Source organism: Streptomyces sp. NPDC030165, from assembly GCF_055573595.1.
Genome location: NZ_JBVIBD010000007.1, coordinates 25492 through 52162 on the forward strand (window position 1 = coordinate 25492; position 26671 = coordinate 52162).

Annotated in this window: 17 protein-coding genes; 8 read left to right on the forward strand and 9 right to left on the reverse strand. The window is 69.9% G+C overall.

Features of this window, described 5'->3' with window-relative positions; genetic code table 11:
- Positions 1-62: 62 nt before the first annotated feature.
- The 5 genes from ACZ4Z1_RS15190 to ngcE all read right to left on the reverse strand — a co-directional run bounded on the left by ACZ4Z1_RS15190 (position 63) and on the right by ngcE (position 6213).
- Positions 63-1172, reverse strand: coding sequence for a substrate-binding domain-containing protein (locus ACZ4Z1_RS15190; protein ID WP_468487047.1), 1110 nt, complete (start codon positions 1170-1172; stop codon positions 63-65).
- Between the two features lie 169 nt (positions 1173-1341).
- Positions 1342-2619 (reverse strand): ROK family transcriptional regulator, encoded by a 1278-nt coding sequence (locus tag ACZ4Z1_RS15195; RefSeq protein ID WP_468487048.1) that lies wholly within the window; start codon positions 2617-2619, stop codon positions 1342-1344.
- Positions 2620-2880: 261 nt separating this feature from the next.
- Positions 2881-3777, reverse strand: coding sequence for a carbohydrate ABC transporter permease (locus tag ACZ4Z1_RS15200; RefSeq protein ID WP_468487049.1), 897 nt, complete (start codon positions 3775-3777; stop codon positions 2881-2883).
- A complete protein-coding gene (locus ACZ4Z1_RS15205) occupies positions 3777-4700 on the reverse strand; it encodes a carbohydrate ABC transporter permease (protein WP_468487050.1) in 924 nt (307 codons plus the stop codon). The genes ACZ4Z1_RS15200 and ACZ4Z1_RS15205 overlap by 1 nt, the downstream gene beginning before the upstream one ends.
- A gap of 70 nt (positions 4701-4770) precedes the next feature.
- On the reverse strand, positions 4771-6213 hold the full coding sequence (gene ngcE / locus ACZ4Z1_RS15210; RefSeq protein ID WP_468487051.1) for an N-acetylglucosamine/diacetylchitobiose ABC transporter substrate-binding protein: 1443 nt from the start codon (positions 6211-6213) through the stop codon (positions 4771-4773).
- 437 nt (positions 6214-6650) lie between these two features.
- Between ngcE and ACZ4Z1_RS15215 the strand changes: the two genes are divergently transcribed.
- On the forward strand, positions 6651-10061 hold the full coding sequence (locus ACZ4Z1_RS15215; RefSeq protein ID WP_468487052.1) for a GH92 family glycosyl hydrolase: 3411 nt from the start codon (positions 6651-6653) through the stop codon (positions 10059-10061).
- 128 nt (positions 10062-10189) lie between these two features.
- Entirely contained in the window at positions 10190-11137 is a 948-nt protein-coding gene (locus tag ACZ4Z1_RS15220; RefSeq protein ID WP_468487053.1) for an FG-GAP repeat domain-containing protein, read from the forward strand.
- A 214-nt stretch (positions 11138-11351) separates the two neighbouring features.
- Here ACZ4Z1_RS15220 and acnA read toward each other — a convergent pair whose 3' ends face one another.
- A complete protein-coding gene (gene acnA, locus ACZ4Z1_RS15225; protein ID WP_468487054.1) occupies positions 11352-14069 on the reverse strand; it encodes an aconitate hydratase AcnA in 2718 nt (905 codons plus the stop codon).
- A gap of 264 nt (positions 14070-14333) precedes the next feature.
- Here acnA and ACZ4Z1_RS15230 point away from each other — a divergent pair, with 264 nt between their 5' ends.
- The 5 genes from ACZ4Z1_RS15230 (at position 14334) to ACZ4Z1_RS15250 (ending at position 19756) form a co-directional block, all read left to right on the forward strand.
- On the forward strand, positions 14334-15320 hold the full coding sequence (locus ACZ4Z1_RS15230; protein WP_468487055.1) for an ABC transporter ATP-binding protein: 987 nt from the start codon (positions 14334-14336) through the stop codon (positions 15318-15320).
- Positions 15317-16294 carry an ABC transporter substrate-binding protein gene (locus ACZ4Z1_RS15235; protein WP_468487056.1) on the forward strand — a complete coding sequence of 326 codons (978 nt, stop codon included), beginning with the start codon at positions 15317-15319 and terminating at the stop codon, positions 16292-16294. Before ACZ4Z1_RS15230 ends, ACZ4Z1_RS15235 begins: the two co-directional genes overlap by 4 nt.
- A gap of 22 nt (positions 16295-16316) precedes the next feature.
- A complete protein-coding gene (locus ACZ4Z1_RS15240) occupies positions 16317-18401 on the forward strand; it encodes an iron ABC transporter permease (RefSeq protein WP_468487057.1) in 2085 nt (694 codons plus the stop codon).
- Positions 18402-18464: 63 nt separating this feature from the next.
- Complete coding sequence (locus tag ACZ4Z1_RS15245; RefSeq protein ID WP_468487058.1) at positions 18465-18896, forward strand: helix-turn-helix domain-containing protein; 432 nt, start codon at positions 18465-18467, stop codon at positions 18894-18896.
- Positions 18893-19756, forward strand: coding sequence for an alpha/beta fold hydrolase (locus ACZ4Z1_RS15250; RefSeq protein WP_468487059.1), 864 nt, complete (start codon positions 18893-18895; stop codon positions 19754-19756). Before ACZ4Z1_RS15245 ends, ACZ4Z1_RS15250 begins: the two co-directional genes overlap by 4 nt.
- Positions 19757-19768: 12 nt before the next feature.
- Here ACZ4Z1_RS15250 and dnaE read toward each other — a convergent pair whose 3' ends face one another.
- Complete coding sequence (dnaE, locus tag ACZ4Z1_RS15255; RefSeq protein WP_468487060.1) at positions 19769-23365, reverse strand: DNA polymerase III subunit alpha; 3597 nt, start codon at positions 23363-23365, stop codon at positions 19769-19771.
- Positions 23366-23591: 226 nt separating this feature from the next.
- Between dnaE and ACZ4Z1_RS15260 the strand changes: the two genes are divergently transcribed.
- Positions 23592-24539: a LysR family transcriptional regulator gene (locus ACZ4Z1_RS15260; protein WP_468487061.1), complete on the forward strand. Its 948-nt coding sequence runs from the start codon at positions 23592-23594 to the stop codon at positions 24537-24539.
- On the opposite strand, the gene ACZ4Z1_RS15265 is transcribed toward ACZ4Z1_RS15260, so the two are convergent.
- Positions 24529-25467, reverse strand: coding sequence for an RNA polymerase sigma-70 factor (locus tag ACZ4Z1_RS15265; protein WP_468487062.1), 939 nt, complete (start codon positions 25465-25467; stop codon positions 24529-24531). The two genes, ACZ4Z1_RS15260 and ACZ4Z1_RS15265, sit on opposite strands and share 11 nt — an antisense overlap.
- Positions 25464-26564, reverse strand: coding sequence for an NAD(P)/FAD-dependent oxidoreductase (locus ACZ4Z1_RS15270; protein ID WP_468487063.1), 1101 nt, complete (start codon positions 26562-26564; stop codon positions 25464-25466). The genes ACZ4Z1_RS15265 and ACZ4Z1_RS15270 overlap by 4 nt, the downstream gene beginning before the upstream one ends.
- Between the last annotated feature and the right edge of the window lie 107 nt (positions 26565-26671).

The following is a 26671-nucleotide window of genomic DNA, read 5'->3' on the forward strand; positions in this document are numbered from 1 at the left end:
CTTCCGGACCCCGGCCGCAGGGCGGGGGTCGGCGGACGGCGGGGCCGGGCGGACGGCCGGGCTTACTTCAGGCCGGCCTGGGTGCAGGCGGACCGGAACTTGGCGGTGCAGATCTCGGCCTTGGTGAAGAAACCTTCTTGGCCGACATACTTGGAAATATCGGCCTTGGTCAGTGCGAAGGGCGTCACGATGACGGACGGCACCTTCTTCTCGGTGGCGCTGTCGACGGTGGACTTGGCGATCGAGTCGAGCTTCTTGCCCTGGGCGAGCGCGACGGCCATCGACGCGGCGGCGTCGGCCTCCGGCTTGTACGGCTTGTAGACGCTCATGAACTGTTCACCGGTGAGGATGCGCTGCACGGCGGAGAGTTCGGCGTCCTGGCCGGTGACCGGCGGCAGCTTGGTGAAACCGGCGCTCTTGAGGGCGGTGATGATGCCGCCGGCCATGCCGTCGTTGGCGGAGTAGACGCCGATGATCCTGTCCTTGCCGAGTGAGGAGATGGCGCCCTTCATGTTCTCGTTGGCGTTCTCCGGCTTCCACTCCTTGGTGTCGTACTCCTTGCCGATCTTGACCTTGCCGTCGAGTACGGAGTGCGCGCCGTCCTTGTACATCTTGGCGTTCGGGTCGGTGACCGACCCGTTCATCATGACGATCTCGCCTTGGCCGGCCTTGTCGCCCAGCGCCTTCAGGAGCGACTCGCCCTGGATCCGGCCGACCCGCTCGTTGTCCACGGAGGTGTACGCCTTGATCGGGCCCTCGGCCAGCCGGTCGTAGGCGACGACGGGTATGCCCTTGTCGTTCGCCTTCTTCACCGAGGAGGCGATGGACTTGGCGTCCACCGCGTCCAGGATCAGCGCGTCGACCTTCTTGGTGATCATCGTGTCGACCTGCTGCTGCTGGACGGAGGGGTCCTGCTTGGCGTTGTCGTAGAGGATCTCGGTGTCCTTGCCCGCCAGCTCGCGGATCTTCTTCTCGATCAGCGGCTTGTCGAACCGCTCGTAGCGCGCGGTCTGGTTCTCGGGCAGCAGGAGGCCGATGGTCAGCGGCCCCTTCTTGTCCTTCTTGGCGTCCGAGTCGCCGCCGGCTTCCTTCGCGGAGCCGCAGGCGGCGAGTCCGAGGGCCATCGAGACGGCGGCCGCGGCCACGGCAGCACGACGCAGATGCGTGTTCACGGATGAAACCTCCCTGACGAGGCCGCGTCGTTGCGGCCGAGGTGGCTGGAAGTCAACTCGGCCGCTCGCAGACCGTCAAGGAGTAAATACTTAACGAGATGACAACGGTGCCATGCGTTAGCTGTGTGAACTCAGCGTGCCTCGTGTACGGCAGCGTGCCCCGTATACGTCAGGCAATGGCAGAGGTACCGGTGCCGTCGGCGGCACGGCCGCCCGCGACGGCGGGCACCCCGGGGGCCGTCCGCCCGCCCGGCTGCGGGCTCCCGTCGGCGGGCAGCGTGCCGTCCAGCAGCGTCGAGTCGCCCATCTCGCTCAGTACGAGCGCCAGCGCGCCCAGCACCTCGGCGCGGCCGCCGAGCGTCCCCGGCACGATCCCCAACTGCCGCGCGGCGCTGGGGATCGCATACCGCGACACCGACTCCCTTATCGGCCCGAGCACCAGCTCCCCGGCCTCCGCGAGGTCGCCGCCGAGCACCACCCGGCTCGGGTTGAGCAGGTTGCACAGGTTGGCCACGCCGCTGCCGATGTGCCGCCCCACGTCCGCGATCACCCGGCGGCAGCCCGGGTCGCCCTCCCGGGCCAGCCGGACCACCTCCGCCATGGTCAGGTCGGGGCCGTGGCTGGGCTGGAGCAGCGGGAGCACGTACCGGGCGGCGGTGAAGGTCTCCAGGCAGCCGCGGTTGCCGCAGCGGCAGACCGGCCCGGACTCGTCCAGGGTGATGTGCCCGATCTCGCCGGCGGTGCCGCCCGGGCCCCGGTAGATCTGGCCGCTGATGACCAGGCCCGCGCCGACGCCGCTGGCGACCTTGATGTACGCCAGGTCGGCGGCGCCGCGTCCGCTGCCCCAGACCAGTTCGCCGAGCGCGCCGAGGTTGGCGTCGTTGTCGACGTACACGCCGACGCCGAGCCGGCCGGACAGTTCCTCGCTCGGGTTCGTCCCGCTCCAGCCCGGCAGGATGGCGGTCGAGCCGAGCGTGCCGGACTCCACGTCGATGGGGCCCGGGACACCGAGGCCGACGCCGATGACCTTGCCCGGTCCGACGCCGGTCGCTTCGACCAGCCGGTTGACCAGGCGCTCGGCCCGGTCGAAGCCCTCCGCCGCGGAGGCGTCCACGTCGATCGGCTCGGTCTCCTCGGCGAGCACCTGGTGGGCGAGGTTGCCGACCGCGACCCGCAGGTGGGAGTGGCCGAAGTCGACGCCCACGACGATCCCGGCGTCGCCGGAGAGCGAGACGCTGCGGGCGCGGCGGCCGCCTGCCGAGGTCGGCGTGACCTCGACGGTCCCGGCGTCCTTCAGTTCCCGAACGATGTTGGAGACCGTGGCCGCCGACAGCCCCGTGCTCCGGGCGATCTCCGCCTGGGTGAGCGACCCCGCCATGCGCACCGCGCGTACGACCCGCTCCAGATTGGCCCGGTGCAGCGAGGACTGCGAACCCGGAGTCTCCATCGACTCATCCACTCCCGCCTGTAGCGCCCGGCACGACGACCGGCCGCCGGCCGGGCCACACCGACGGGACCCGGCTTGTCTCCAACATGTGAATCTAAGCTGACGTGCCCGGGTCCGGTTACGTCAAGTCCTCGACCGGGTGCACCGGACCTGTGGCCAAAACCCGGCCCTCCGGCGGACGCCACGGCGGCCCCCGCGGGACGGCGGGGGCCGCTGTGACGTACGGCGTGCCGGTACGGGCTCGCGCGCCGGCTCGCGGGGCTACTTCAGGGCGCCCGCCGTCAGGCCCGCCACCACCTGCCGCTGGAAGATGATGTAGGCGCCGAGCACCGGCAGCATGGCGATGGTCAGACCCGCGAACAGGCCGGACCAGTCGCCCTTGTACCCCTGGCTGACCGCCAGCGCGACCAGGCCCTGCGTCAGCACCTTCTTGTCCGGGTCGCCGACGTTCAGCACCGTCGGCAGCAGGTACTGGTTCCACTGCCCCAGGAAGTTGAAGATGCCGACGCTGATCAGACCCGGCTTCGCCATCGGCAGCATGACCTGGAAGAACGTACGCGTGTGGGACGCGCCGTCGATGAGCGCGGCCTCCGCCACCGACGTCGGCAGCGTCTTGAAGAACCCGCTGAGGAAGAAGACGGTGAACGGCAGGGAGTACGCGACGTAGACCAGGATCAGGCCGTGATAGGTGTCCAGCAGGGCCATGTTCTTCATGACGAAGAACAGCGGGACCAGCGCCAGGATGACCGGGAAGCCCATCCCGCCCACGAACAGGAAGTAGATGAAGCGGTTGCCCGGGAAGTCGAACCGGGCCAGGACGTACGCCGCCATCGCGCCCAGCAGCATGGTGCCGATCAGCGACCCGCCGACCACGATCAGCGAGTTGAAGAAGTACTGGCCCATGTTGGCCTTGTCCCAGGCCCGCGCCCAGTTGTCGAAGTGCAGCGCCGACGGCAGGCCCCAGGGCGAGCCGAAGATCTCCCCGTCGTCCTTGAAGGAGCTGACCACCGCCCACAGCAGCGGCATGGTGACCAGCAGGCCCCAGACGACCAGGACGCCGTGCGAGAAGACGTTCAGCACCCGGCCCTCGGCGCTCTCGCCCTTGTCGTCCTTCCCGCTCCGGCCCGTCGCGGCCGGAGGCTTGGTCTGCACGCTCATCAGAACTCCAGTCGCTCGCGCCGGCCCAGCCGCATGACGATGGCCGAGAAGATCAGGGTCACTATCAGCAGGGAGACGCCGATCGAGGTGGCGTAACCGGCCTGACCGTCGCGGAAGGTCTTCTGATAGACGTACAGCGGCAGCACTTCGGTGGAATAGTCGGGGCCGCCCGGCCCGACGCTCATGATCTGCACGAAGGCGAAGGCCGACACGTCCAGGGCCAGAATGCCCATGTAGATCCAGCCGGTCTGCACCGTGTCCCAGAGCAGCGGCAGGGTGATCCTGAAGAACGTGTTGAGCCGATTGGCACCGTCCAGCAGCGCGGCCTCGTAGAAGTCCTTCGGTATGGAACTCATGCCGGCCGAGAAGAGCACGACGTAGAAGCCGACATTGGCCCAGATCATCGCGCCCATGATGCACCAGAGCGCGAGCTGCGGGTCCCCCAGCCAGTCGGGCTGTACGTTGTCCAGTCCGATCGCCTGGAAGAACGCGTTCAGCGCGCCGCTCTCCGGGTTGTACGCGAACTGGAAGAGCAGGGCGACGATCGGGATCGACAGCACCTGCGGGAAGAAGTACAGAATCTTGTACGTGCCCGAGCCGCGCACGCCGCCGATGACCGCCTTCTTCCTGCGGCGGCCACCGACGTTGAGCATGAAGGCGAAGAAGAGCCCGAGCGAGAGCGTCACCACCGGCAACAGCAGCAACAGCGTCACACTGTTTCCCACCGAGGCCCAGAAGACGCTGTCCTTGAAGAGGCGCGCGTAGTTGTCGAACCCGACCATTTTCATGTCCGAGCTCAGGCCGGTCCAGTCCGTGAAGGAGTAGTAGATCGCCTGCACGAACGGCGATATCACGAAGATCGCGTATATCGCCAGCGGGAGGACCAAGAACCCTGCTATGAAGCGGTATTTACCGTGCTGCATGACTACCGATCCCGTTCTTTCCCCGCGACTGCCGTAAAGGCCACCGCTGGTGACGCGTGAGATGCACCGGTCAGCGCTTGTACTTCTTGACGCTGCTGTCGTCGCGCGTCTCGTCCGCGTACTTCTGGATCTTGTTGATCGCTTCGTCGGGAGTCATCCGGCCCGCCATCATCTCGCCCAGCGCACCGACGCCGATCTTCTCCTTCTGCAGCGCCACGTACCAGTCCTGGATCCGCGGGTTGACGATGTTCCGGCCGGCCTTCTGCAGCGCCTGCTGCGCCGAGTCCAGGCCCGGGGGCAGGGTCAGGCCCTCGGTGCCGCCGTTGAGCGAGGTGAGCGAGGAGACCTGCTTGATGAAGTTCTGCGAGGACTTCTTGCTGAGCATGATGCGCAGCATCTCCATGCCGCCGGGGGCGTTCTTCGCCTGCTTGGGCACGATGAACGGTTCGCCTCCGGAGGCCCAGATGGTGCCGAACGGCATCTTGTCGGAGCCGGACAGGCTGGACGGCGCGCCGACCGAGAGCTGGAAATCCGGGTTCTTCTCGATCTGCTTGGCCGACTCGTTCTCCACCCACGACCCGTTGGGTATGAACAGGGCCTTGCCCTCGGCCCACGCCTTCTGCGACTGGAGGTGGTCCAGGCCCGGCGAACCCTTGAGGACGTACCCCCTCTTGTACAGCTCGTAGTACGCCTCGAAGGCGGCCTTGACGGCCGGGTCCTTCCAGGCGTTCGGCTCCAGGTTGTCGATCTTCCGCAGCACCTCTGTGCCGCCGATCTTGGCGATGAAGGGGTAGAGGCTGAAGGGGAGGTAGTACGGGTACTTGCCGGGGTAGGTCCACCCGGCGACGCCCTTCTTCTTCGCCTTCTCGCACACGGCGAGCATCTCGTCCCAGGTCTGCGGGTATTCCGCGTCGGCGACCTTCTGGAGGTTGGTCTTGGAATACCACACGCCGTAGACCGTGTACGCGTAGTACATGATCCAGGTTTCCTCGCCGCCGAACTGGCCCATCTCGACGACGCCGGGACGCAGGGTGTCGCGCACCTTCTTGTCCGGGTCGTCGATCGACGGGGCGTCGAGCAGCGGGGTGAGGTCGGCGAGCTGGTTCTTGGAGACCAGGGTGCCGAAGTCCATCTGCTCGGCGCCGGAGTTGTCCACGAGGTCCGGCGGGTTGCCGCCGTTGAAACGCGGCTGCAGCGTGGACTGGATCTTCTGGGTGGAGGCGAGCTTGACCTTGCCCTTGGTCTTCGGGAAGGCGGTGACGTATTCGGCCTGGGCGTCCTTGGCGTATTTGTCGCCGAAGCCGCCGTCGAAGATGACGACGTCGAGGGCGGCACTGTCATTGACCGCCAGCGGATTCTTGGCGGACTTCTGCCCCTTTTCGACCTTCTCGCCGCCGCCACCGCCACTGCCGGCACACGCCGACAGCGCGCTCATGGCCGGTACGGTGACGATTCCGAGGGCCGTGGCCCGCTTGATCAGGTCGCGACGGCTGAAATCTGAGGTGGTTCCCATGCGCAAGTCCTCGCCTTCTTCAGGACTCATGCGGTGTACCGGAGCCACCCCGGCACCGCGGGTCAGATGAAGCTGAGTTGTACGGGATGTGCACCGGGCACGCCAGAGATGTGCGGGGCCGATTTCTTGTGCTGCTCCGCAGGTCCCCCCGGGTCCGCGACGTCGTTCGCACCGTCGCTCGGACGCCGACAGGTATAGTCCACTTCACGTCAACTCGGCAAGATCGTAAGCAAGTTCGGGCCGCCATCTTTCCCGAGTTGAGACCTCGCCGGTATGCGTCGCTCCGGCCACGGACTTCTGGCCGCCGTTCGCAGGGTCACCCTTGACAACAAAGACCCCACACACCTTACTTATCTCTGCATTACGCAGCTGACAACGATGTCACCATCGTTGAAGTGTCGCCTTCGTTGCCATGTCGCCTTCGTTGAGAGGTACGCGTGCGGCTCAGACACCGGCACAGACCCCTGCCCGGCACGGCACGCGCCGTCGCGCTCGCGGCCGCGGCCCTGCTCGCCCTGACGGCTTCCTCCGCCGCCGTAGCGGCTCCCCCGCAAAAACCCCCGGCGGGCCGGCAGTTCAGCTCCTCCTTCGAGACCGGTGATCCGCAGCCGGACTGGCTGGACACCGTCGAGACCGGCCCGGACGGCGCCAAGACCTCCGGGGTGGGCCCGGAGAGCGGCCCGGGCAGCGGCATGGCCAGCCACCCCGACTCCGGCCCCACCGCTTCCCCCACGGCCAGGACGAACGCGGGCTTCAGCGGGCTGCGCGCGTTGCGGTACGCGGGCACGCACACCGCGGCCGGCCGCGGCTACTCGTACAACAAGGTCTTCGACGTCGACATGCCCGTCACGCGCGCGACGTCCCTGTCGTACAAGATCTTCCCCGAGATGGCCGCCACCGACCTGGGCTACCCCGCCACCCATGTCGCGCTCGACCTGGCCTTCACCGACGGCACGTACCTCAGCGAGCTGCGCGCCACCGACCAGAACGGCGCCCCGCTGACCCCGCGCGGCCAGGCCGCCGCCAAGACGCTCTACGTCAACCAGTGGAACCACCGCCAGTCGCGCATCGGCGCAGTGGCCGCGGGCAAGACCGTCGACCGGATCCTGGTCGCGTACGACGCCCCCGGCGCGCCGAGGACGACCCCGGTCTTCCGCGGCTGGGTGGACGACATCACCCTCGGGCCCGAGGCCAGGCAGAAGCCGCCCGCCCACCTCTCCGACTACGTGGCGACCACCCGCGGCACGAACTCCAGCGGCAGCTTCTCGCGCGGCAACAACTTCCCCGCCACCGCCGTGCCGCACGGCTTCAACTTCTGGACGCCGGTGACCGACGCGGGCTCCACCGACTGGCTGTACGAGTACGCGCGGAAGAACAACGCCGCCAACCTGCCCACCCTCCAGGCGTTCGCCGCCAGCCACGAACCGAGCCCCTGGATGGGCGACCGGCAGACCTTCCAGGTCATGCCGTCCACCGCCACCGGCACCCCGGATGCCGGCCGCGCGGCCCGCGCCCTGCCCTTCCGCCACGCCGACGAGACCGCGACGCCGCACCACTACGGCGTCACCTTCGACAACGGCCTCAGAGCGGACATCGCCCCGACGGACCACGCGGCGCTGATGCGCTTTACCTTCCCCGGTGACGACGCGAACCTGATCTTCGACAACGTCAACAACAACGGCGGGCTCACCCTCGACGCCGGGCGGGGCATCGTCACCGGCTTCTCCGACGTCCGCAGCAATCTGTCCGTCGGCGCCACCCGGCTGTTCGTGTACGGCGTGCTCGACGCGCCGGTGACCGCGGGTGGCAAGCTCAGCGGCGGCGGTGGCCCGGACGTCACGGGCTACCTGAAGCTGCGGCCCGGCGCGGACCGTACGGTCACGCTGCGCATCGCCACCTCCCTGATCGGCGTCGACCAGGCACGCGCGAACCTGGAGCGGGAGATTCCGGCGGGCGACTCCTTCGAGCGGGTCAGGGACCGCGCCCGTGCCCAGTGGGACGGCATCCTCGGCCGTATCGAGGTCGAGGGCGCGAGCCGGGACCGTCTCGTCACCCTCTACTCCAACCTCTACCGGCTCTACCTCTACCCCAACTCCGGGTACGAGCAGGTGGGCGCGCGCACCCGGTACGCGAGCCCGTTCTCGCCGCGGACCGGCCCGGACACCCCGACGCACACCGGCGCGAAGATCGTCGACGGCGAGGTGTACGTCAACAACGGCTTCTGGGACACCTACCGCACCACGTGGCCCGCCTATTCCCTGCTGACACCGAAACAGGCGGGGAAAATGGTCGACGGCTTCGTCCAGCAGTACAAGGACGGCGGCTGGATCTCCCGCTGGTCCTCGCCCGGTTACGCCGACCTGATGACCGGGACCAGTTCGGACGTGGCATTCGCCGACGCGTACGCGAAAGGCGTGAAGTTCGACGCCGTGGCCGCCTATGACGCGGCGGTGAAGAACGCCACCGTCGCCCCGCCCAGCCCGGGTGTCGGCCGTAAGGGCATGGCCACCTCGCCCTTCCGCGGTTACACGAGCACGGACACCAAGGAAGGCATGTCCTGGGCGCTGGAGGGTCATCTCAACGATTACGGCATCGCCCGCATGGGACAGGCGCTGTACGAGAAGACGAAGAAGCCGCGCTACAAGGAGGAGTCCGCGTACTTCCTCAACCGTGCCCGCAACTACGTCAAGCACTTCGACAGCAAGGTCGGATTCTTCCAGGGCAAGGACGCGGCCGGGAACTGGCGGCTGCCCCCGGACCGGTTCGACCCGCGCGTCTGGGGCCACGACTACACCGAGACCAACGCCTGGTCGTTCGCCTTCACCGCACCGCAGGACACCCGTGGCCTGGCCAACCTGTACGGCGGCCGGGCGGGCCTGGCCAAGAAGCTGGACGCGTACTTCGCCACCCCGGAGACCGCGGCGAGGGAATTCGCCGGCTCCTACAACAACGTCATCCACGAGATGACCGAGGCCCGGGACACCCGGATGGGCATGTACGGGCACAGCAACCAGCCGTCGCACCACATCGCGTACGCCTATGACGCCGCCGGGCAGCCGTGGAAGACGCAGGAAAAGGTCCGCGAGGTCCTCTCCCGCCTCTACCTGGGCAGCGAGATCGGCCAGGGATATCCGGGCGATGAGGACAACGGCGAGATGTCCGCGTGGTACGTCTTCAGCGCGCTCGGGTTCTATCCGCTGGTGATGGGATCGCCCGAATACGCGGTCGGCTCGCCGCTGTTCACCAAGGCCACCGTCCATCTGGAGAACGGCCGCGACCTCGTCGTCCGGGCACCGCGCAACAGCGCCCGCAATGTGTACGTGCAGGGCCTGCGGGTCAACGGGAAACCCTGGCATTCCACCGCCCTGCCACACTCCCTGATCGCCCGCGGCGGCACCCTGGAATTCGCGATGGGACCGCGGCCTTCCGCCTGGGGCACCGGCAAGGACGCGGCGCCGTCGTCCATCACACGCGACGACCGGGTGCCCGCACCGGACGGCGACCTGACCGCGCCGGGCGGCAGCCCCCTCCTGGACGACACGTCGGACACCGCGGTGTCCTTCACGTCGGTCCCGGTCACCCTCAAGTCGGCGGCGCGGGTGACCTCGTACACCCTCACCTCGGCGGCGCGGGGGGACGCTCCCGCCGCCTGGGTGCTGGAGGGCCGGGACCGACACGGGAAGTGGCGGACTCTCGACCGGCGTACGGGCGAGTCCTTCAGCTGGGACCGGCAAACCAGGGTATTCGCGATCAGAACGCCCGGTACCTACACCGATTACCGTCTGATTCCGTCAAGCCGCGCCACTCTGGCGGAGGTTGAGCTGATCGGCCCGGCAAAACGAACTTAGCGGACCAATTGATCAGACCATCCGCAAATCAGTTGACATGTGAAGGCCTTGTGCAAAGATCCTGAGCATCCCGCGGCGCACCTCATGTAGGTGCGTCGCGCCTCATCACATGGCAAATGGAGAATTACGTGGCCAAACTTCCCGGCCGTAAGCGCGGACGCGCCCTGTCGCGTCTGGCTGTCGCGGCGGTCGCCGCCGCCCTGGTCGGCACCAGTGCCTCAGCCGCGGTGGCGGATGCCCCGGCGCCGGTCCCCGCCCCGGTCAAGAAGCTCGACATCGACTCGCTGGCGCAGACGCCGCCGAAGGCCGGAGCCTCGGCCCGCGTCAAGGCCCAGGACGCGCCGGCCTTCGGCCTCTTCGGCGTGGAGCGCTCTTCCGGCTTCCTGTACCACTACGCCCCGAACGGCACCGGCGGTCTCGACGAGCGCCTGTTCGCCGGGGCCGACTGGGACCTGATCAAGGCCGCGGCCCTGGTCGACCAGAACGACGACGGCATGGGCGACGGCTCCTGGGCCTGGGACTACGCCGGAAACCTGTACTTCTCCGACGCCCAGACCGAGGGCGAGGCCCGGACCATCGGCGGCGGCTGGAACATCTACAACAAGGTCCTGTCGCCCGGCAACCTCGGCGGCGGCACCGCCTACGACATCCTCGCCCGCGACGGCTCGGGGGTGCTGTGGCTCTACCTCGGCTACGACAACGGCAAGGTCGACCCGCGGGTCAGGATCGGCGCCGGCTGGGGTGGCTACACCCAGATCTCCGGCAAGGGCGACCTGACCGGCGACGGCAAGGCCGACATCGTGGCCCGGGACGGCTCCGGTGTGCTGTGGCTCTACAAGGGCACCGGCAACTACAAGGCGCCCTTCTCGCCGCGTGTGAAGGTCGGTGCGGGCTGGAACGGGTACAACACCCTGGTCGGCACCGGTGACGTGGACCTCGACGGCCGCGCCGACCTGGTCGCCCGTGGCGCCGACGGCAAGCTGTGGCTGTACAAGGGCACCGGCAACGCCTCGGCCCCCTTCGCGCCGCGCAAGCAGCTCGGCTTCGGCTACAACATCTACAGCTGGATGTTCTAGTCCTCAAGGACACCGGCAGCCGGGAGACTCCTGTCGACTCGACCGCCCGCCGGTGAGGTGATGGTGCGACGCGTCCCCACGGGGCGCGTCGCACTGCTTTGCCCGGAGTGCGGCAGCGGCCGGGCGGCACTGTCCGGGTACGACGAGGGCCGCACCCCCGGCTGGGGATGCGGCCCTTGTGCGCGGCCCGCTCACGCGGAGCGGGCCGCGTCCGTCACTTGCGGATCAGCGAGCGCAGCACGTACTGCATGATGCCGCCGTTGCGGTAGTAGTCCGCCTCGCCGGGGGTGTCGATGCGCACCTTGGCGTCGAACTCCACGTCGCCAGCCTTGACCTTGACGGTCTCCGGGATGCCGCCGTCGTTCAGGGCGGTGACGCCGGTGATGTCGAAGGTCTCCTCGCCGGTCAGGCCCAGGGACTGCGCCGAGGCGCCCTCGGGGAACTGGAGCGGGAGGACGCCCATGCCGATCAGGTTCGAGCGGTGGATGCGCTCGTAGGACTCGGCGATGACGGCCTTGACGCCGAGCAGCGCGGTGCCCTTGGCCGCCCAGTCGCGGGACGAGCCGGAGCCGTACTCCTTGCCGGCCAGGATGACCAGCGGGATGCCGGCCGCCTGGTAGTTCTGCGACGCGTCGTAGATGAAGGAGACCGGGCCGTCCTCCTGCGTGAAGTCACGCGTGAAGCCGCCCTCGGTGCCCGGCGCGATCTGGTTGCGCAGGCGGATGTTGGCGAACGTGCCGCGGATCATGACCTCGTGGTTACCGCGGCGCGAGCCGTAGCTGTTGAAGTCGCGGCGCTCGACGCCGTGCTCCGTGAGGTACTGGCCGGCCGGGGTGTCGGCCTTGATCGCACCGGCCGGGGAGATGTGGTCGGTGGTGACCGAGTCGCCCAGCTTGGCCAGGACGCGGGCGCCCTGGACGTCGGAGACCGGGCTGGTCTCCATCGTCATGCCCTCGAAGTACGGGGGCTTGCGGACGTAGGTGGACTGCGGGTCCCACTCGAAGGTGTTGCCGGTCGGGATCGGCAGCGCCTGCCACTGGGCGTCGCCCGCGAAGACGTCCTCGTACGACTTGGAGAACATGTCCTCGCCGATGGCGTTGGCCACGACGTCGTTGACCTCGGCCTCGGAGGGCCAGATGTCCTTGAGGTAGACGGGGTTGCCGTCCTGGTCGGTGCCGAGCGCCTCGGTGGTGATGTCCACCTTCATGGAGCCGGCGATGGCGTACGCGACGACCAGCGGCGGGGACGCCAGGTAGTTCATCTTGACGTCGGGGTTGATCCGGCCCTCGAAGTTGCGGTTGCCGGAGAGCACCGAGGTGACGGCGAGGTCGGCCTCGTTGATCGCCTTCGAGATCTCCTCGTCCAGCGGACCGGAGTTGCCGATGCAGGTGGTGCAGCCGTAGCCGACGAGGTTGAAGCCCAGCTTGTCCAGGTAGGGCGTCAGGTTCGCCTTGTCGAAGTAGTCGGTGACGACCTTCGAGCCGGGGGCGAGGGTGGTCTTGACCCAGGGCTTGCGGGACAGGCCCTTCTCAACCGCCTTCTTGGCCACCAGGGCGGCGGCGACCATGACGTAGGGGTTCGAGGTGTTGGTGCAGGAGGTGATCGCGGCGACGGTGACGGCGCCGTGGTCGATCTCGAACACCGAGCCGTCGGCCGCGACGACCTGGGTCGGCTTGCTGGGCGTGCCGTTGGAGACCGCCGGGGAGTCGGAGGCCGGGAAGGACTCCTTGCCCGCCTCGTCCAGGTCGGCCTCGCTGACGTAGTTGCGCACGTCCTGCGCGAACTTCTGGGCGGCCTCGGCCAGGATGATGCGGTCCTGCGGGCGCTTCGGGCCGGCGATCGACGGGACGACCGTCGACAGGTCCAGCTCCAGCTTCTCGGAGAAGTCCGGCTCGGCGGCCGGGTCCAGCCACAGGCCCTGCTCCTTGGCGTACGCCTCGACCAGGGCGACCTGCTGCTCGGAGCGGCCGGTCAGCTTCAGGTAGTTCAGCGTCTCGTCGTCGATCGGGAAGATCGCGGCGGTGGAGCCGAACTCCGGCGACATGTTGCCGATGGTGGCGCGGTTGGCGAGCGAGGTGGCGGCGACGCCCTCACCGTAGAACTCGACGAACTTGCCGACGACGCCGTGCTTGCGCAGCATCTCGGTGATGGTCAGCACCAGGTCGGTGGCGGTGGTGCCGGGCTTGAGCTCACCGGTCAGCTTGAAGCCGACGACGCGCGGGATGAGCATGGAGACCGGCTGGCCCAGCATCGCGGCCTCGGCCTCGATGCCGCCGACGCCCCAGCCCAGTACGCCCAGGCCGTTGACCATCGTGGTGTGCGAGTCGGTGCCGACGAGGGTGTCGGGGTAGGCCTGACCGTTGCGGACCATGACCGTACGGGCCAGGTGCTCGATGTTGACCTGGTGCACGATGCCGGTGCCGGGCGGGACGACCTTGAACTCGTCGAAGGCGGTCTGGCCCCAGCGCAGGAACTGGTAGCGCTCCTTGTTGCGGCCGTACTCCAGCTCCACGTTCTGCTGGAAGGCGTTGGCGGTGCCGAACTTGTCGGCGATGACGGAGTGGTCGATGACCAGCTCGGCCGGGGCCAGCGGGTTGATCTTCGCCGGGTCGCCGCCCAGCTCCTTGACGGCCTCGCGCATGGTCGCGAGGTCCACGACGCACGGCACGCCGGTGAAGTCCTGCATGATCACGCGGGCCGGCGTGAACTGGATCTCCTGGCTGGGCTGCGCCTGGGAGTCCCAGCCGCCCAGCGCACGGATGTGGTCGGCGGTGATGTTCGCGCCGTCCTCGGTGCGGAGCAGGTTCTCCAGCAGCACCTTCAGGCTGTAGGGAAGGCGGGCGGAGCCCTCGACCTTGTCCAGCCTGAAGATCTCGTACGACTCGTCGCCCACGCGCAGCGTGCTGCGGGCGTCGAAGCTGTTCGCCGACACGACAGTCTCCTTCAATGCATGATTCGCGCGTACCACCGCAATCCTGCCGTCACAGATCCTTGCCGATCAGCTAAGGTAAGGCTAAGTTAGGCAAGCCTTACTAGCGCGGCAGCGGTACGCCTCCCGGCAGATATCTCGATGTCGAGATAACTCTAGTACATCCCTGCCGTGCGGTCATGCGCGCCCGGCCGCCCATAACCGAGGGGCATGGACCCCCGAGCATCCGAAATCGGCCAAAAATTAGGTTAGGCTAACCTTGCCTGCGTGAAGGCCGGTGAAGAACTCCCCCGGGCCGCGCACTCCCGCGGCCACACCCTCTCCGCCACGGATGTCACCGTGGCGTACGACGGTGTCGACGTCGTGCACGAGGCATCCCTCCAGCTCTCTCCCGGGCAGGTGACCGTACTGGTCGGCCCGAACGGCAGTGGGAAATCGACACTGCTGCGGACCGTGGCGCGGCTCCAGCGGCCGCGGAGCGCGGCGCTGACCCTCGGCGAGGAGACGGACGGTTTCGCGCTGACGCCCCGTGAGTTCTCGCGGCGGGTGGCGCTGCTGCCCCAGGGCCGGCCCACACCCAGCGGACTGACCGTGCGGGACGTCGTGGAGTTCGGGCGGTACCCGTACCGGGGGCGCTGGGGCCGGGCCGACCCGGGCGGGCCCGCGGCGGTGGAGCGGGCGCTCGGCATGACCGGGGTCGCCGACCTCGCCGAGCGGGGCGCCGAGCACCTCTCCGGCGGCCAGCTGCAACGGGTGTGGCTCGCGGGATGCCTCGCGCAGGACACCGGCGTCCTGCTGCTGGACGAGCCGACGACCTACCTCGACCTGCGGTACCAGGTGGAACTGTTGGACCTGATACGGGACTTGGCGGACGACCACGGGATCGCCGTCGGGGTGGTGCTGCACGACCTGGACCAGGCGGCGGCCGTCGCCGACCGGATCGTACTGCTCCGGAAGGGGCGGGTGATCGCCGACGGGAAGCCCGAGGACGTCCTCACCCCGGAGCGGCTGACGGACACCTACGGCATCCGGATCGAGGTCTCCACCGACCCGTCGACCGGACGGCTGCGCACCCGCGCGATCGGCCGCCACCACACCCGACGGACGCCGGACGGCGGCACGGCACACGGCGTACGGACGCCGGACGGCGGCACGGTGCCGGACGCCACGACGACGCCGGACGGCGACACCCCGCACGACAACCGGAAGAACGCGCGCGACGCGCACAGCGAAAGGCTCGGTGCCACCTCATGAGACGACTCCTCCTCACCGTCGCGGCGGCCACCGCCGCCGCCCTGACCCTGGGCGCGTGCGGTACCACCGAGCCCGCCGCCGACCCGGCGAAGAAGTCCGCCGGGCACATCACCCTCACCGGCGCGTCCGGTACGAAGGTGGAGCTGGACGGGCCCGCCAAGAAGGTCGTCGGCACCGAGTGGAACGTCGTCGAGCACCTGGTCGCGCTGGGCATCGCGCCGGCCGGTGTCGCCGACGTCAAGGGGTACAAGTCCTGGGACCAGGCCGTACCGCTGAAGAACGAGCCCAAGGACATCGGCACCCGCGGCGAGCCGAGCATGGACGCCGTCGCCGCCCTCGCGCCCGATCTCATCGTCGCCACCAGCGACCTGCCCCAGGCCGCCCTCACCCAGCTGCGGAAGATCGCCCCGGTGCTGGACCTGAAGGCCGCCGACGCCACCGACCCAATCGGGCGGATGACCGCGGACCTGGACCTGATCGCCCGGGCCACCGGCACCACCGAGCGGGCCGGCAAGCTCAAGAAGGGCTTCGAGGCGAAGCTCGCGGAGGGCCGGCGGAAACTGGAGCAGGCCGGGCGCAAGGGCACGCGGTTCGCCTTCGCGGACGGCTACGTGCAGGGCAGCCAGGTGACCATCCGGCCGTACACCGGCGGTTCGCTGGTCGGCGCGGTGAACGAGAAGCTCGGGCTGGAGAACCCCTGGACGATGAAGGGCGACCCTGGCTACGGGCTCGCCAAGACCGACGTCGAGGGGCTGACCAAGCTCGGTGACGTGGAGTTCGCGTACATCGGCAGCGACGACGACAAGAGCGCCACGCCGTTCACCGGGGCACTGGCGGACAACGCGGTGTGGAAATCGCTGCCGTTCGTGAAGGCGGGCAAGGTGCACCGGCTGCCCGACGGTGTGTGGATGTTCGGCGGCACCGGGTCGATGGAGTCGTACGTCGACTCCGTCGTCGCCGCGCTGCAGAAGTGACGGCGAGGCGCGCGTAGACATCATGGCCGTCACCACGACCGCTCCCCCTGCCCCCACCACGACGGCGGCAGCCAGAAAAGGCGGCGCGGCCGCGGTGACGGGCGGGCTCGTCCTGCTGATCGCCGCGCTCGCGCTCGTCGACATCGCCCAGGGCACCTCCGGCGTCGGCGCGGCGGAGGTGTGGAAGGCGCTCACCGGGCAGGCCGACGGGGCGGACGCCTCCGTCGTCGTCGCCTCCCGGCTGCCGCGCATGGCCGCCGGGCTCCTGGTCGGCGCGGCGCTCGGCATGGCGGGCGCCGCCCTCCAGGCCGTCAGCCGCAATGTGCTCGCCGCGCCCGACACCCTCGCCGTCAACGCCGGCTCCTACCTCTCGCTCGGACTGGTCGCCGCGACCGGCGTCTCGCTGCCGATGCTCGCCTCCTCCGGCGTCGCCTTCGTCGGCGGACTTGCGGCCGCGGCCGTCGTGCTCGGACTGTCCGGCCTGGGCGCCGGGACCGTACGTCTGGTACTGGCGGGCAGTGCTCTCACCCTGGGCCTCACCTCCGTCACGGAGGGACTGCTGCTCCTGTTCCCCGAGCAGACGGAGGGGCTGTACGCCTGGAACCAGGGCAGCATCGCGCAGAACGGTTTCAGCGGAGTGCTGTGGATGCTGCCGCTCGCCGTCGTCGGACTGGCGGGGCTGCTGCAGGCCGCCCGCCGGGTCGACGCCCTGGCCCTCGGCGACGACGCCGCGCGGGGGCTGGGCGTACCGGTACGGGCCACCCGCGTGACCACCGTCGTCCTCGCCGCCCTGCTCTCCGCCGCCGCCGTCACCCTCGCCGGGCCGATCGGCTTCGTCGGGCTGAGCGCCCCGGCCGTCGTACGCCTGCTGGCGCGCCGTTACCGCGGCTTCGCCCGGACGCGCGCGAGCGTGATCCGGTCGGCGCTGACCGGTGCGGCGCTGGTGCTCGGCTCGGACGTCGTCCTGCGCGCGCTGGTGCCGGCCGACGTGGCGGTGGCCGTGCCGACCGGCGTGGTGACGAGCCTGGTCGGCGCCGTCTTCCTGGTGGTGCTGGCGACCCGGGGCCGGGACACCGGCGCCGCCGCCCCGCCCGACCGGCTGCGCATCCGCAGCCGGAAGGTCTTCCTGACGGTGGCCGGGACGCTGGTGGTGGTACTGATCGCCGTGACCGTCGCCTCCGTACTGCTCGGCGACTCCAAGCTGCTGCTCGGCGACGTCATGAACTGGGCGCAGGGCAGGGCGGGACGGGCCGTCTCCTTCGTCCTCGACACCCGGGTGCCGCGGGTCCTCGCCGCTCTTCTCGCGGGCGCGGCCCTCGCCCTGTCGGGCACCCTGGTCCAGGCGGTGACCCGCAACCCGCTGGCCGAACCGGGCGTCATGGGCGTCTCCGGCGGCGCGGCGCTGGGCGCGGTGATCCTGGTGACGACCGCGCCCGGGGCCGGGCCGACGGGCCTCGCCGCCGCTGCCTTCGCGGGTGCCGCACTCGCCTCGGCCCTGGTGTTCGGGCTGTCCGCGCGCGGCGGCTTCCGGCAGAACCGCCTGGTGCTGGTCGGCATGGGCGTGGCCACCGCGAGCGCCGCCCTGATCAGCCTGTTCATCGTCCTCACCGACCCGTTCAACGCCACCAAGGCGCTGACCTGGCTCTCCGGTTCGACGTACGGACGCACCCTGCCCGACCTGGTGCCGCTCGCCGTCGTCCTGGCGGCGGGAGTCGCCGTGGCGGTCGCGCGGCGCACCGAACTCGACCTCGTCTCCCTCGACGAGGACACCCCGAAGCTGCTCGGCCTGGGTGTCCCCCGGGCCCGCCTCGGCTTCCTCGCGCTGGGCGTCCTGCTGAGCGCCGCGGCCGTCGCCGCCGCCGGAACCATCGCCTTCGTCGGCCTCGTCGCCCCGCACGCCGCCCGTGCCCTGGTGGGCCGTCGGCACGTACGGGTCGTGCCGGTGGCGGTCCTGCTGGGCGCGGCGCTGGTGGGCACGGCGGACGTGGTGGGCCGGACGGTGATCGCCCCGGCCCAACTCGGCGCGGGCCTCCTCACGGCGGTCATCGGCACGCCGTACTTCCTGTGGCTGCTGGTGCGGACCCGGGATGGGAACGGCAGGCGGTAGCCGGTAGCTCTTTCCGCAAACTTCCCTATTGCTCCCTCCGATAGGGAAGATTACGGTACTTTCGTGAACGACCGCCTCTACTCCGTGGACCAAGTGGCCGAGCGCCTGGGCCTGCACGTCCGCACCGTCCGCAACTACGTGCGGGACGGGCGGCTCGCCGCCGTACGCATCGGCAAGCAGTACCGGATCGCGCACGAGGACCTGGAAGCCTTCACCGGCCGTCCGGTCCCGTCCGGGCCCGGGGAGCCCGCCGGGGGGCGGCGGCACAGTGAGGTTTCGAGCATCGTGGAGATCGACGCGGTCGACGCCCGCACCGCCGACCGGCTGTCCACGCTCTTGACCGGCTCGGCCGCCCACCGCAGCCACGACGACCGGCCGCTGCGGATCCAGACGGTGTACGACCCGGAGCGGGCCCGGGTGAAGGTCGTCATTCTCGGCGGCCTGGGCGACACGGCCCGGCTGTTCGACTACATCGAGGGGGTGCTCGACTCATGAGCACAGGCACCGGCACAGCCGCCGGCACGATCTACCGGTCCGCCGCCGGGGCGCACGAGCTCCAGCGGCGCTATCAGGAGGCGCTGGACAACTGGCCCGTAGCCGCCGAGCGGCTGCGGATACCGACCCGCGAGGGTGAGACCTTCGTGCTCGCCTCCGGGCCGCAGGATGCCCCGCCCCTGGTCCTGCTGCACGGCTCGGGGGCGAACGCCACCATGTGGCAGGGCGATGTCGCCGCCTGGTCGCGGCACTTCCGTACGTACGCCGTCGATCTCATCGGTGAGCCGGGGCTGAGCGCGCCGTCCCGACCTCCCCTGGCCTCCGACGCGTACGCGCGGTGGCTCGACGACGTACTGGACGGGCTGGGCGTCGCGTCCGTCTCCGTCGTCGCCACTTCCCTGGGCGGCTGGACGGCCTTGGACTACGCCACCCGCCGCCCGGGCCGGGTGTCCCGCCTGGCCCTGCTGTGCCCCGGCGGCCTGGGGAAGCAGCGGGTGGGGCTGCTCTTCAAGACCCTGCTGCTGAAGCCGTTCGGACGCTGGGGAGTGCGCCGGTCGGTGCGCAGCGCCACGGGTCTGGACACACTTGCGGCGGAGCCGGTCCTGGACCAAGTGGTGCTGACATTCACCCAGTTCAAACCGCGTACGGAGCGGCTGCCGCGGTTCTCGGACGACGCGCTGCGCGGCCTGGACGTGCCCGTACTGCTGATCGTCGGCAGCGATGACGCCTTCTTCGACTCGGCGGGCTCCGCCCGTCGCGTACGGGAGCACGTTCCGGACGCGACGGTGCGGATGCTGCCCGGGGTCGGGCATGCGATCTTCGGGCAGACGGATGCCGTGCTGGAGTTCCTGCAAGGGTGACAGTGGCGCCTCTCACGCGAACCCCGTCCACGCGTCCGCCCCGAACGTTCCCTTCACCTCGGACGCGACGGCAGTGGCGTCCACCTTGGCCTCCAGAGCGTACACGGTCGTCCTGCGGGCGCCGCGGACGCTGAGGAGGACCGGGGTGTCGCCGGGATGGTCCCCGAGGATGCGTTTGAGTTCTCCGACGGACTGTTCGGTGATCCGGTGGGCGGGGAGGGCGAGCCGTACGGAAGGTCTGCCGCCGTGCTCCGCGGCGGACACGTCCAGTACGGCGAGTTCCCTGCCGAAGACGTTCAGGGCTGCGTCCCGGTCCTCGATGCTGCCCTTGACGGAGATGACGTTGTCCTCGGCCAGGGCGTGCTGCACGAGCCGGTAGACGGCGGGGAAGAAGAGCACCTCGACGGCGGCGTCGCGGTCCGCGAGGTGCACGATGGCCCAGGTGTTGCCCTGTCTGGTCATCTTGAGCTGGATGCCGGTGATCAGTCCGGCGAGCCGCACGTCCCCGGTGGTGCGGCCGGAGGCGAGCAGTTCGGCGATGGAGCAGTCGCGGGCGCCGGCGAGGATGTGTTCGGCGCCGTCCAGCGGGTGGGCGGAGACGTAGAGGCCGAGCATGTCGCGTTCGGCCGCCAGGAGCTGTCTGCGGGGCCATTCCGCGGCGTCGACGGGAAAGTCGAGGCCGAAGGCCGGTTCGCTGCTTCCTGTTCCGTTCAGTTCGGCGAAGAGATCGTCCTGTCCGAAGCCGGCTGCTTTCTTCACGGGGATGATCGCGTCGATGGCGTCCGCATGGACGGCGGTGAGGCCCTTGCGGGAATGCCCCAGTGAGTCGAAGGCGCCGGCCTTGATCAGGGACTCCACCGCCCTCTTGTTCAGCGCGGGCAGTCCGGCCTTGTCGAGGAAGTCGGGGAAGGAGGTGAAGGCCCCGCTCCGGCGGCGCGCGTCGACGATGGCCTCGATGACGTTCTCGCCGACGTTGCGTACGGACCGCAGCCCGAACCGTACGTCGTCGCCGACGGCGGTGAACTCGGCGACGGACTCGTTCACGTCGGGCTGCAGGACCCGAACGCCGTTCTTGCGGGCGTCGGCGAGGTAGACCGCGGCCTTGTCCTTGTCGTCGCCGACCGAGGTGAGCAGGGCCGCCATGTACTCGGCCGGGTGGTTCGCCTTGAGGTAGGCGGTCCAGTACGAGACGAGGCCGTACCCGGCGGTGTGCGACTTGTTGAACGCGTAACCGGAGAACGGGAGCATGACGTCCCACAGCGCCTTGACGGCTTCCTCGCTGTAGCCGTTGCCCCGCATGCCGGCGCGGAACTTGTCCCACTCCGCGGCCAGCACCTCCGGCTTCTTCTTGCCCATCGCACGGCGCAGCAGATCGGCGCCGCCGAGGGTGTAGCCGGCCAGCTCCCGGGCGATGGCCATGATCTGCTCCTGGTAGACGAGCAGGTGGAAGGTGTTGCCGAGGATCGGCTCCAGCGCCTCGCGCAGCTCCGGGTGGATCGGGGTGATCTCCTGGCGGCCGGTCTTGCGGTGTGCGTAGTTGGTGTGCGCGTCGGCCGCCATCGGGCCGGGCCGGTAGAGGGCGTTGACCGCGGCGATGTCCTCGAACCGGGTGGGTTCCATCTGCTTGAGCAGGACGCGCATGCCGCCTCCGTCGAGCTGGAAGACACCGAACGTGTTGCCTTCGGCCAGCAGCCGGTACGTCTTGGCGTCGTCCAGCGGGATCACGACGGTGTCCGGATCGCCGTCCAGGGGGTCCACGGTGGCCAGGCTGATGCCCCGGTTCTCGCGGATGTTCTCGATGGCCTGGTCGATGACGCCCAGGTTCCGCAGCCCCAGGAAGTCCATCTTGACCAGGCCCATGGCCTCGCAGGACGGGTAGTCGAAGCCGGTGATCTTCACGCCGTCCGCGGCGCGCATGTGCAGCGGGATGCGGTCGGTGAGCTTCGTCTTGGACAGGATCACCGCCGCGGCGTGCACGCCGGTGCCGCGGGTGAGGCCCTCCACCCCGCGGGCGGTGTCGATGACCCGCCGTACGTCCGGCTCGTCGTCGTACAGCTGCCGGATCTCGCCGGCCTCGCCGTACCGCTCGTGGCTGGGGTCGAAGACGGCGGCCAGCGGGGCCGGCCTGCCGTTCTGGTCGGGCGGGAGCGCCTTGGTGATCCGCTCGCCGTGGGCGTACGGGTAGCCGAGGATGCGCGAGGAGTCCTTGATCGCGTTCTTGGCCTTGATCCTGCCGAACGTGTTCACCATGGCGGTGTACTCCTCGCCGTACTTCTCGGTGACGTAGCGGACCATCCGGTCGCGCTGCCGGTCGTCGAAGTCGAGGTCCACGTCCGGCGGGTTGATGCGCTCGGGGTTCAGGAACCGTTCGAACAGCAGGCCGTGTTCCAGGGGGCACAGCTCGGTGATGCGGGTGGCGTAGGCGACGATGGAGCCGGTGGCCGAGCCCCGGCCGGGGCCGAGCGGGATCCTGTTCTCCCGGGCGTGGCGGCAGATGTCCGCCACGACGAGGAAGTACGAGCTGAAGCCCATGGGGCCGATGACCGACATCTCGGTCTCGAAGCGGTCCACGATGTGCGCGGGGACCGGGTCCCCGTAGCGCATCGCCAGTCCCTTGAGGACTTCCTTGCGCAGCCACGACTCCTGCGTCTCGCCTTCGGGCACGTCCGGGAAGCGCGGCATCTCGTCGGCATGGTCGAAGACCTCGTCGTACGACTCGACGCGCTCGGCGATCAGCAGGGTGTTGTCGCAGGCCTCCGGAAGCTCCGCGAACAGGCGGCGCATCTCGGCGGCGCTCTTGAGGTAGTAGCCGGAGCCGTTGAACCGGAAGCGGTCAGGGTCGTCCTTGTTCTTTCCGACACCGATGCACAGCAGGCTGTCGTGGGCGTCGGCCTGGTCCTCGGTGACGTAGTGCGCGTCGTTGGTGGCCAGGAGCGGGATGCCGAGTTCCTTGGCCAGGCGCAGCAGGCCCGCCCGGACCTCCCGCTCGATGTCCAGGCCGTGGTCCATCAGCTCCAGGAAGTAGTTCTCGCGGCCGAAGATCTCCTGGTACGCCGCGGCCGCGGCCTTCGCCTCGGCGTACTGGTCCAGCCGCAGGCGGGTCTGGATCTCGCCGGAGGGGCAGCCGGTGGTGGCGATGATGCCGTCCGGCCGTGCGGCGATCAGTTCACGGTCCATCCGCGGCTTCCCGGCGGGGAACTGGCCCTCGTAGCTCGCCTGTGTGCTGAGCCGGAACAGGTTGCGCAGGCCCTGGCTGTTCCGCGCCCACATGGTCAGGTGGGTGAAGCGGCCGCCGCCGGAGACGTCCTTCGAGCCCTCGCCGTCCGCGCTGAGGGCGCGCCGGCCGCCCGGCCCCCAGAACTCCTGCTTCCGGACGAACCGGGAGGAAGGCGCTACGTACGCCTCGATGCCGATGATCGGCCTGATGCTCTCGAAGTCCTTGGCGACCTGCGCGAACTCGTAGGCACCGAACATGTTGCCGTGATCACTCATGGCGATCGCGGGCATTCCCTGCCGGGCCACCTCGCCGAACATCGGCCGCAGCTTCTGCGCGCCGTCCAACATCGAGTATTCGGTGTGGTTGTGCAGGTGGACGAACGAATCCGGCACGGACTGGTCACCTCCGGGGTGAGGGGGAGCCGACATGGCGGCCGGCGGCGCGCGGGAGCGTGCGGGCCGGAAGGGCGCCTCGGCGGCCCGGCCGTACGTCTGTTTCCGCGCTGCACGGGAAACCGCGCGTTGACCCGTGACATCAAAGCGAGCGCGGAGCACCGGAATCAAACAACCATTTCGCCGACCTGAATCAACCACTGGTTGTCCATCTAGGATGGACGGCGTGGATCTCACCGCCGTACGCACCTTCGTCACCGCCGTGGACGCGGGACAGTTCCAAGAGGCCGCCGCCGACCTGTCGATCACCCCGCAGGCCGTCTCCAAGCGCATCGCCGTGCTGGAGAAGGACCTCGGCGTGCAGCTGTTCAGCCGTACGGCCCGCGGCGCCCGCCTCACCATCGACGGGCAGGCGTTCCTGCCGTACGCCCGGGCCCTCCTCCAGGCCGAGGAGCGGGCCGCCGCTTCCGTGCGGCCGGGGCGCCGGGCACTGCGCGTCGACGTGATCGGCCGCCGGCTCTCGGTGGCGGGGCTGCTGCGCGACTTCCACCGTGCGCACCCCGGGACCGAGCTGGATGTCGTGACCCTGCTCGACTCCGCCACGGCCGTCGCCGCCGTCCGGTCCGGGACGATCGACGCGACCTTCCGCGCCGTGACCATGCCGGGCCGGCCGCTCCCCGACGGCGTCGAGGCGACGCCGGTCTTCGACGAACCGCTGTACCTGTTCACCGGGCCGGCCCACGAGTTCGCCACCGCCCGCGCGATCGCCCCCGCCCAGCTCGCCGGGCGCCGGATCTGGATGCCCGGCAACCTGCCCGGCACCGAATGGGCCGCCTACTACGACGAACTCGCCGCCACGTTCGGCCTCACCATCGACGCGGTCGGCCCCGACTTCGGCATCGAGCCCCTCCTCGACACCATCGCGGACTCCTCGACACTGGCGACCTTCGTCAGCGAGCAGACGCCGCTGGTCTGGCCCGCCGGCCACGACCTGCGGCGCATCCCCCTGCACGACCCGACCCCGGTCTACCCGCACTCACTGATCTGGCGCACCGACAACCCGCACCCCGCCCTGACCGCGCTGCGCGACCACCTCACGTCCGCGTACCCCGGCCGCCCCGACAGCGGGGTCTGGACACCGAAGTGGGCTCAGCAGGCGCGGGTCACGCCGTGACCGCAGCGAGCTTCTCCGGATTGCGGACGCAGTAGACGGCCGTCACGGCACCACCGCGGATCTCGACCGAGGTCACCTGGTCGAGTACGCCGTCGATGAGCACCATGACGGAGGGCATCCCGTTGTGGGCGCCGGCACGGAGGGCGACTTCCCCCATGCGGGCGCCCTTGGCCAGCAGCCCGAGGAGCAGCCTGGCCACCTTGTCCGGCCCGGTCACGGGGCGCCGTACCGCGCTCACGACCCCGCCGCCGTCGGCCAGGAACACCACTTCGGGTGCGAGCAGGTCCATCAGCCCCTGGACGTCACCGGTCGCCGCCGCCGTCATGAACCGTTCGGCGACCGGCCGGGCCTCGGCGGGGGTGGCGACCGCGGCCTGCCGCCTCGCGCGCACGCTGCTGCGGGCGCGCCGGTTCACCTGCCGTACGGCGGCCTCGGACTTGCCCACCGCGGCGGCGATCTCCGCGTAGTCGAAGCCGAACACCTCACGCAGCACGAACACCGCGCGCTGGGCGGGAGACAGGGCCTCCAGCACCAGCAGCATCGCGGTGGTCACCGCCTCGCCGGTGAGCACATGGTCGATGCCGTCGGGTGCGTCGCCCGCGGCGTCGGTCGCCAGCGGCTCGGGCAGCCACGGCCCCACGTACTGCTCCCGGCGGCGGACGGCCGACCGCAGTACGCCGAGCGCCTGCCGGGTGACGATCTGCGCCAGGTAGGCCCGCGGGTTCTCCACGGCGGTGCGGTCCACCGCCCGCCACCGCAGATAACTGTCCTGCAGGACGTCTTCGGCGTCGGCCACCGACCCGAGGATCTCGTAGGCGATCGAGAACAGCAGGGGGCGGTGGGCAGTGAACTCGTAAGCGGGGTCCGCGGGTGGCGGTGCGGTCGCCCGGTCCGGCTGTCCGGCCGCTCGGTCCGGCCGCTCGCTCATTTCGGACTCCGCAGCCAGGCGTACGTGGCGGTGCGGGCGCCGAACTTCGCGTAGCGGCAGATCCGCTCCTTGACCGCGGCCGCGGTGCGCCCGGCGAAGTGCAGCCGCCGCGCCGTGCCGTCCCTGCGGTCGACCTGGAGCAGCCCGTCCCGCCGGCCCAGGCTCAGTGCCTGTCCGGTGTACCCCATGCGATACGGCTCGGGCTCGCGGCCCTGGATCACGCGCGCCAGCGTATCCGCGGCGTGTGCGCCCTGCGGCATGGCCGTCGCGCAGGCCGCCCGCGAACCGGGAACCGCCGCGCAGTCACCGACCACGAAGATCCGCGGATCGGTCACGCTGCGCAGATGGGCGTCGACCACCGCACGCCCGTCGGCGTCCACTGCGAGCCCGCTGCGGGCAGCCAGGTCGGGCACGGTCCCGATGACCGCCCAGAGCGTGAGGTCGGAGGTGAGCGGCGGGCGCGTACGGAGACGCACCACATCGCCTCCTCCTTCCCCCGCACCGGAATCGACCCGCTCGACGCAGTCCTCCACGACCTCCACGTGCAAGCGGTCCAGGCCGGTGCGCACGCGCTTCCGTGCGCCCTGCGACAGGCTCGCGGCGATCGGCTGTCCCACGAGCCGCACGCGGAGGCCGGGGCGGCCGAAGGCGATCTCGGACGCGGTCTCGATGCCCGTCAGCCCACCGCCGATGACGGTGACCGCTCCCCCGCCGGGCAGCCCGGCCAGCGCGGCCCGAGCCTCCTGCGCCCCCTCCCAGGTCCCCACTGCAACGGTGCCCGGCAGCGGTGCGGCCGTACTGCCCACCGCGAGCACCAGACGGTCGAAGTCGAGACTCGTCCCGTCGCCGAGCGTCACCTGCCCGTCGCCGATCTTGTCGACGGTCCCCACCCGCGTGGCGATTCCCTCGCCCAGCATCGACGTCAGCGGGGTCGCCGCGGCACCGGTGCCGGCGATCTGTTCGTGCAGCCGCACCCGTTCGACGAAGTCCGGACGGGGATTGACGACGGTGATCTCCGCTGCCGTCCGCACCCTCTTGGCCAGCCGGTTCGCCGCGATCGTCCCCGCGTAGCCGGCTCCCACCACCAGGACCTTCATGTGTGCCTCCCGTTGTGTCGTCGGTTCACACACGGGATGCAGCCGGCCTCGCGTCTGTGACGGGCAGGCCGAGTGAGCTGCGTCACTCGCGGGCCGTTCGCCGGTGA